Below are 7186 nucleotides of genomic sequence, written 5' to 3'. Positions count from 1 at the left end.
GCCTCAGACAACTAAACCCAAATCTCACTACCCCTAATAATCGTTGTGATCAAGTCATCTATCGACAATTTAGAAGCTATCACGATTTACGCCTTCCTGGAAGCATTAGCCATCCGCCTCGCGCGCGCCGGGCAGGTACGTGACGGGGGCGAGCGCGTCCTCCCCGCCCGAGCCGCTGAGGCTCATCAGGCGCCCGCTGCCTTCGGCAGAGCGGGCTCGTCGGCGACCACGGGTGCGGCACTCGCCGGCGCCTTGCCCTTCGCGGCTGCTGCGGCGGGACCAGCCACGGCGACCGGCTCGAACTCGGCGATCTTCTCGCCGATGCCGAGCTTGGCGAGAATCTTCGTCTCGATCTCGGCCGCCATCGTCGGGTTCTCGATGAGGAAGTTGCGCGCGTTCTCCTTGCCCTGACCGAGCTGGTCGCCGTCGTAGGTGTACCAGGCGCCCGACTTGCGCACGATCTCGTGCTCGACACCGAAGTCGATGAGGCTGCCCTCGCGGGAGATGCCGGTGCCGTAGAGGATGTCGAACTCGGCCTGCTTGAACGGCGGCGCCATCTTGTTCTTGACGACCTTGACGCGCGTGCGGTTGCCGACCGCGTCGGTGCCGTCTTTCAGCGTCTCGATGCGGCGAATGTCGAGGCGCACCGAGGCGTAGAACTTGAGCGCCTTGCCGCCCGCGGTCGTCTCGGGGCTGCCGAAGAACACGCCGATCTTCTCGCGCAGCTGGTTAATGAAGATCATCGAGGTACCGGTCGAGTTGAGACCGCCCGTGAGCTTGCGCAGCGCCTGCGACATGAGGCGCGCCTGCAGGCCGACGTGGCTGTCGCCCATCTCGCCCTCGATCTCGGCGCGCGGCACGAGCGCCGCGACGGAGTCGATGACGACGAGGTCGATCGAGCCGGAGCGGATGAGCATGTCGGCGATCTCGAGCGCCTGCTCCCCCGTGTCGGGCTGCGAGACGAGGAGCTGGTCGATGTCGACGCCGAGCTTCTGCGCGTAGTCGGGGTCGAGAGCGTGCTCCGCATCGATGAAGGCCGCGATGCCGCCCGCCTTCTGCACGTTCGCGATGGCGTGGAGGGTGAGCGTGGTCTTACCCGAGGACTCCGGGCCGTAGATCTCGATGACGCGGCCGCGCGGGAGGCCGCCGATGCCGAGCGCGACATCCAGTGCGATCGAGCCGGTCGGGATGACCGCGACGGGGGCCCGTTCGTCCGAACCCAGGCGCATGACGCTGCCCTTGCCGAACTGACGGTCGATCTGAGCGAGGGCGGTCTCGAGGGACTTCTCGCGGTCTGCAACTGAGGGCATTGCGGTCTCCTTCATTCTCGATAGCGGTGTGCCTGTCTTCTGTCGCTCCTCGTCCGGCCGATGGAGCCGGGCTGGACGTCTCACGACAAGGCGTGACGGCGTTCGCCGACGAGACCGACGGTACGCGCGTGCACCGACATTGGCCGGTGCGACGCGCACTCCGTGGGCTACTCGTGTTCGAGTGCCGCTGGGGAGGAGTCTACGCAGAAGGGGAACGAATGTTCGAACGACAGCACGCGCGGCGTGTCGAGGCCGCGCGTCACGCCTGCTGCAGACCGAGGGTCAGGCGCGCTTCGGCTCCGGGCGACCCGCCCCGTACCAGCGCTCGCGCGGAACATCCATCGCGGCGCACAGCGCCAGCCACACCTCGCGCGGAGGCGCGCCCGCGGAGAGCGCCTCGTCAGCCGTGCGCTCCCCGAGCGCCGTCACCACGACATCGCGCACGATGCTGCGCCCGTAGGCCTCGCCGAACTCGTCGGCGATGGCGCGGGAGAACTCGCTGCGAGTCAGGGGTGGCTCCGACGGTGAGCGACGGCTAGTGCATCGCGAAGTCGGCGTCGAACTCGGCCACGAGCTCGTCGGGCAGCGTGTCGGGAACGATCGTGACACCCTCGATGACCGCGAGACGGTCACCCACCTCGCGCATGATGACCGAGATCGGCGTATCGAGCGCGTCGGCAACCGAGGCCAGAATCTCGCTGCTGGCCTCTTTCTGACCGCGCTCCACCTCACTGAGGTACCCGAGCGCCACGCTCGCACGGCTTGCCACCTGGCGCAGCGTACGGCCCTTCTGCAGGCGCACGTCGCGGAGGACCTCGCCGATTTCCTGTCGAACCAGAACCATGAGGCGCCCCCTTCTCTCGTCGTCTTGTGGTGCCGGGAGGGACACTCTATCCCTCGTCGATGCTTCAAACTCTAGCCGCCAGCACCTGTGGGGAGCATGTCAGCTTGCTGTCTGTAACACGACCGTCATCGATGCTATTCCCGTGAGGCGACACTCTCGGCGAGGAGCTCGATCGCGGCGTCGACCGCCCGCGCGCGAATCGCCGCACGATCGCCCGAGAAGCGGTGCTCGCGCACGAGCGTGCGCCGAGCATCCGCGACCGCCACGTAGACGAGGCCCACGGGCGCCGCCCCGGACGCGTCAGGACCGGCCTCGCCCGTCGTCGCGACCCCCACATCGGCCGGCGCGCCGTCGACGGAGGCTGCGGCGCGCGCCCCCTCCGCCATGCGCGACGCGACCTCCGGATGCACGGCACCGTGCCGCGCGAGGAGCGCCTCCGGCACGCCGAGCAGGCTCGTCTTGAGGGGTGTCGCGTAGGCGACGACGGACCCGCGCACGACCGCCGAGGCACCCGGCACGCTCACGAACGCGTCGCAGAGCATCCCGCCCGTCAGGGACTCGGCGAACGCGAGAGTCGCACCGCGCCGCCCGAGCGCCGCGAGCACCTCGGCGGCTCGTCGGTGCTCGCGCGTCATCGCGACCGCGTCACTGCGAGCGTGCGCGGTTCTGCCGCCACGCCTGCACGAGGTAGTCGAGGCCCGTCACGACCGTGAGCACGACCGCGGCCGACATCAGCACCGTGTTGACGATGTGGATCCACTCGCCGAACAGCTGCCACAGCGGTACGAGCGCGAACGAGATCGCGACCGCCTGCACGACCGTCTTGAGCTTGCCGCCGCGCGAGGCCGGGATCACCCGATCGCGCAGCATGAGGAAGCGGAAGAGCGTGATGCCCCACTCGCGCACGAGGATCACCACCACGACCCACACGGGCAGCTCGGCGAGCACCGCGAGCATGACGAGCGCGGCGCCCGTGAGGAGCTTGTCGGCGATCGGATCGAGCAGGATGCCCAGGTCGGTCACGAGATTGCGGCGACGGGCGAGCATGCCGTCCACGCCGTCCGTCGCAATCGCGAGGATGAAGAGCGCGGCCGCCGCGAGCCGCAACCAGCCGTCCTCCCCGCCGTCGAGCACCAGCAGCACGACGAAGAGCGGCGCGAGCAGGATGCGCACGACCGTGATGATGTTCGCGAGGTTGCCGCTGGACGCCGGGGTCTCGCCGTGCCGCACGACGCGGCCGCGCAACGAGTAGGTGCGGGGGTCGGGCTCGGTCACGGGCGCAGACCCCTCTCGGCTCGTCGGACCGGCGCGGAGCCGGCGTGGCTACTCGCGGTCGGTGAGATTCCAGGCGTCCTCGTCGGAGGAGCCCTCCGCCTCAGGATAACCCCGAGTCATGTCCTCCACGGGGTCGGAACCGGGGTGCGGGGAGGTGTTCGCCGCGGGGGCTGCGGCGGGTGCAGAGCTGGGCGCATCCTCACCGCGGAGGCGGGCGAGAACCTCGGGAAGCTGCTCGACGCTCACGAGCACGTCGCGGGCCTTCGAACCCTCCGAGGGGCCGACGATCTCGCGCGACTCGAGGAGATCCATGAGGCGCCCGGCCTTCGCGAAGCCCACGCGGAGCTTGCGCTGCAGCATCGAGGTCGAGCCGAACTGCGTGCTGATGACGAGCTCGGCCGCCGCGAGGAGCACCTCGAGGTCGTCACCGATGTCGGCGTCGATCTCGCGCTTCTGCGTCTCGGCCGCGACGTCGTCTCGGTACTCGGGGATCGCCTGGTTCTTGACGTGCTCGACGACCTTCGCGATCTCATCCTCGGTCACCCATGCACCCTGGACGCGCATCGACTTCGAGGCTCCCATCGGCAGGAACAGGGCGTCGCCCTGCCCGATGAGGCGCTCGGCGCCCTGCTGGTCGAGGATCACGCGGCTGTCGGTCATGCTCGACACCGCGAAGGCGAGGCGGCTCGGCACGTTCGCCTTGATGAGGCCCGTCACGACGTCGACGCTCGGGCGCTGCGTCGCGAGCACGAGGTGGATGCCGCTCGCGCGCGCGAGCTGCGTGATGCGCACGATCGAATCCTCGACGTCACGAGGGGCGACCATCATGAGGTCGGCGAGCTCGTCGACCACGACGAGGAGGTAGGGGTAGGGCTGCAGGCGGCGCTGGCTGCCCTCCGGCAGCTGGATCTCGTTCGCGAGCACCGCGCGGTTGAAGTCGTCGATGTGGCGGAACCCGAACGACGCGAGGTCGTCGTACCGCATGTCCATCTCCTTCACGACCCACTGCAGCGCCTCGGCCGCCTTCTTCGGGTTCGTGATGATGGGCGTGATGAGGTGCGGCACGCCCTGGTACGCGGCGAGCTCGACGCGCTTCGGGTCGACGAGCACCATGCGCACCTCGGCCGGCTTCGCCCGCATGAGCACGCTCGTGATCATCGAGTTGATGAAGCTCGACTTGCCCGAACCCGTCGAACCGGCCACGAGCAGGTGCGGCATCTTCGCGAGGTTCGCCACGACGTAGCCGCCCTCGACGTCCTTACCCACGCCGATCGTCATCGGGTGCAGGGCCTTGCCCGCCGAGCTCGACCGCAGCACGTCGCCGAGCGAGACGATCTCGCGGTCGACGTTCGGAATCTCCACGCCGATCGCACTCTTGCCCGGAATCGGCGAGAGGATCGTGACCTCGTTGCTCGCCACCGCGTACGAGATGTTCTTCGTCAAGCGCGTGAACGCCTCGACCTTCACACCCGGGCCGAGCTCGATCTCATAGCGCGTGACGCTCGGCCCGCGGCTGAAGCCCGTGACCTTCGCATCGACCTCGAACTGCGTGAGCACGTCCGTGATCGAGGCGACCACCGCGTCGTTCGCCGCCGACTTCGACTTCGGGGGCGTGCCCGGCTCGAGGATCGAGGCCGCCGGCAGGCGGTACGGCGCTGTCGTCTTCTCGCCTGCCTTCGGCTGCTTCTGCGCGGGCGTCTCGTCGTCGAACTCCCCCGCCGCGCCCTTCTCGCTCGCGCGCGAGGTGAAGCCCGGCAGCACCGCGGGCTGCACCTCGCCGGCGCCCTCGCGCGTGCGGCCCGGCTGCTCGCCCGTGAAGCGCTGGACGGCCTGCTCCGCCTCGTCGAGCACCGCGGCGAGGTCGCCCGTGACCTTGGCCCGGGCATCCTGATCAATGACCTCGGTCGCATTGTCGCGCTCGACGGCGCTGTCGAACGGCGCGGGAGCATCCCGACCGGGCTTGCCCTTGCGCCACCACGGCATCGACGCACTGTCGTTCATGTCGAGGCCCAGATCGGTGAGCGAGCCAAACTCCTCCGTCGGCGCCTCCCTCTCGGGCTTCTCCTTCTTCTCCCGCGGCGTCAGCTCAGCGCCGAACAGGTAAGCGTAGAGCTCGCGCAGGCGATCACCGATGCGGTTCGGCGGCGTCTTCGTCATGATGAGCACGCCCAGCAGCAGCAGCACCGCGAACAGCGGCACGGCGACCCACACCGTCGCGAGCAGGGCGGGGCTCGCGACGATCCAGCCCAGCACGCCGCCCGCGCGGGCCAGCACCACGGCGCCCTCGCTCGGCTGCGGCGCACCGAGGGCGATGTGGCACAGGGCGCTCACGCTCAGCATCATGAGCCCCAGGCCGATGCCGATGCGCGTGTTGTCGTGCACGCTCGCCGGGTGGCGGAACAGCCACGCCGCGAACAGGATCATGATGACCGGCAGGGCGAAGGCGACGCGGCCCAGCAGGCCTCCGAACGTCCACGCGTCGAGCGCGATCGCTACCGGGTCGGTCGCGAAGAACCACTCCACGATCGCGCCGACGATCGCCAGCAGCACGATGAGGAACGGCATGCCGTCGCGGCGCTCATCCTTCGCGAGGGTCTCGCGGCCGAGCATCCGGAACAGGCCGCCGGTCGCGTGGGCCATGCCCATCCAGATCGCGGTCAGGATGCCCGGCTCATCGCTCGGCGGCGGCAGGCGCTTCGTGGCCTGCGTGCGGGAGCCTCCCCCGCGCGAGCCCTGCTTCGGGCGCGACGACGATGCGCGCGTGCGCGACGAAGAGCGCGTGCTCGAAGCCATGCGCCCACGCTACCCGCGGGGTGGGACGGGGAGGCGGGCGACACGCGACCGTGGCCGTTCGCGACGCGCAGCGAGCGACGACCGCGCCCGCCCGGAGCTTCGCGGCGATCGTTAGGGGTCAGCCGAAGTTGCAGCCGCCGACGCCGTTGCCGCTCGCCGCCACCGAGAACACGCCGAGCGCCGGCACGACCGCGTGGATGTAGACGACCTCGCCATCGGGGATGCCCGTCGACATCCAGTAGTCGGCCTTGTCGGCAGTGGACTGCGACACGACCTCGATCTGCAGCAGCCCCGACGGGCCCGAGATGACGAAGATGTCGGTGAGGTAGCTCTCGGCGACCGACGCGCTCGGGTAGGCGGCCTCCACCTCGGCACGGGTGTCGCCGATGCGGATGCCGCCGTCCGTCGGGATGTCGGCCGAATACAGGTCGATGCGTGACACGACCGTGCCCGCCGTCTCGTCGATGCCGACCCCGAACGGATTGCCGCCGAAAATCGGCGTCGGCGGCAGGCGGTACGACGGGTCGATGAACCAGCCGCCCGCTGCGGGATCGCCCGGCTCAATGCCGAACGACTCGCCCGTCTCCGCATCGGTGCAGCCCGTCGGGTCGAACTCGACCATCCGCAGCGCCGGATCCGACACGGGAGGCTCACCCAGCAGCAGGGGGCCCAGCCCGGCCGCGCTCAGCTCCAGATCGGCCAGAGCAGGGCGCGTAAGCGGCGTCGGCGTCGGCGTCGCGGTCTCCGACGCCGTAGGCGACTCCGACGGAGACGCCGAGGGCAGCGGAGCCAGCGGCAGGGTGCAGCCCGTCAGCGCGAGGAAGGATGCCGTGCACGCGGCGACGAGAACGATCCGGTTACGCGGGGAGATTCTCATGCCCGACAACCTAGTCGCGCACCACCCCTCCGGGCCAGAAAATGCCCCAGTCTCCCCAGTCCCTCGCCGCCGCGCGGCGCCGGCGAG

At 69.6% G+C, this 7186-nt stretch carries 7 protein-coding genes; all 7 read right to left on the bottom strand.

The genetic code is table 11. The annotated features are described in order from the left end of the window. Window positions 1–185: 185 nt before the first annotated feature. A complete protein-coding gene (gene recA, locus RJQ01_RS11600; RefSeq protein ID WP_350471474.1) occupies window positions 186–1310 on the bottom strand; it encodes a recombinase RecA in 1125 nt (374 codons plus the stop codon). Window positions 1311–1592: 282 nt separating this feature from the next. Next, complete coding sequence (locus RJQ01_RS11595; protein WP_502885267.1) at window positions 1593–1919, bottom strand: DUF3046 domain-containing protein; 327 nt, start codon at window positions 1917–1919, stop codon at window positions 1593–1595. Then, complete coding sequence (locus RJQ01_RS11590; protein WP_350476884.1) at window positions 1846–2154, bottom strand: helix-turn-helix domain-containing protein; 309 nt, start codon at window positions 2152–2154, stop codon at window positions 1846–1848. The genes RJQ01_RS11595 and RJQ01_RS11590 overlap by 74 nt, the downstream gene beginning before the upstream one ends. A gap of 134 nt (window positions 2155–2288) precedes the next feature. Next, window positions 2289–2789 (bottom strand): CinA family protein, encoded by a 501-nt coding sequence (locus RJQ01_RS11585; protein ID WP_350476883.1) that lies wholly within the window; start codon window positions 2787–2789, stop codon window positions 2289–2291. A gap of 10 nt (window positions 2790–2799) precedes the next feature. Continuing rightward, window positions 2800–3399, bottom strand: coding sequence for a CDP-diacylglycerol--glycerol-3-phosphate 3-phosphatidyltransferase (gene pgsA, locus RJQ01_RS11580; protein ID WP_350476885.1), 600 nt, complete (start codon window positions 3397–3399; stop codon window positions 2800–2802). Between the two features lie 78 nt (window positions 3400–3477). Next, a complete protein-coding gene (locus RJQ01_RS11575; RefSeq protein ID WP_350476882.1) occupies window positions 3478–6222 on the bottom strand; it encodes an FtsK/SpoIIIE family DNA translocase in 2745 nt (914 codons plus the stop codon). 118 nt (window positions 6223–6340) lie between these two features. Further along, window positions 6341–7099 carry a hypothetical protein gene (locus tag RJQ01_RS11570; protein WP_350476881.1) on the bottom strand — a complete coding sequence of 253 codons (759 nt, stop codon included), beginning with the start codon at window positions 7097–7099 and terminating at the stop codon, window positions 6341–6343. Between the last annotated feature and the right edge of the window lie 87 nt (window positions 7100–7186).

The sequence above is a fragment of the Microcella sp. genome (genome assembly GCF_040286215.1).
Classification (GTDB): Bacteria; Actinomycetota; Actinomycetes; order Actinomycetales; family Microbacteriaceae; genus Microcella.
Note: the sequence above shows the minus strand (reverse complement) of the source record. Positions and strands in the feature narration are given on the sequence as shown.

Excerpts from the sequence above, each read along its gene's own strand:
- recA (WP_350471474.1), bottom strand. The coding sequence starts at position 1,310 with ATGCCCTCAGTTGCAGACCGCGAGAAGTCCCTCGAGACCGCCCTCGCT.
- RJQ01_RS11590 (WP_350476884.1), bottom strand. The coding sequence starts at position 2,154 with ATGGTTCTGGTTCGACAGGAAATCGGCGAGGTCCTCCGCGACGTGCGC.
- RJQ01_RS11585 (WP_350476883.1), bottom strand. The coding sequence starts at position 2,789 with ATGACGCGCGAGCACCGACGAGCCGCCGAGGTGCTCGCGGCGCTCGGG.
- RJQ01_RS11575 (WP_350476882.1), bottom strand. The coding sequence starts at position 6,222 with ATGGCTTCGAGCACGCGCTCTTCGTCGCGCACGCGCGCATCGTCGTCG.
- RJQ01_RS11570 (WP_350476881.1), bottom strand. The coding sequence starts at position 7,099 with ATGAGAATCTCCCCGCGTAACCGGATCGTTCTCGTCGCCGCGTGCACG.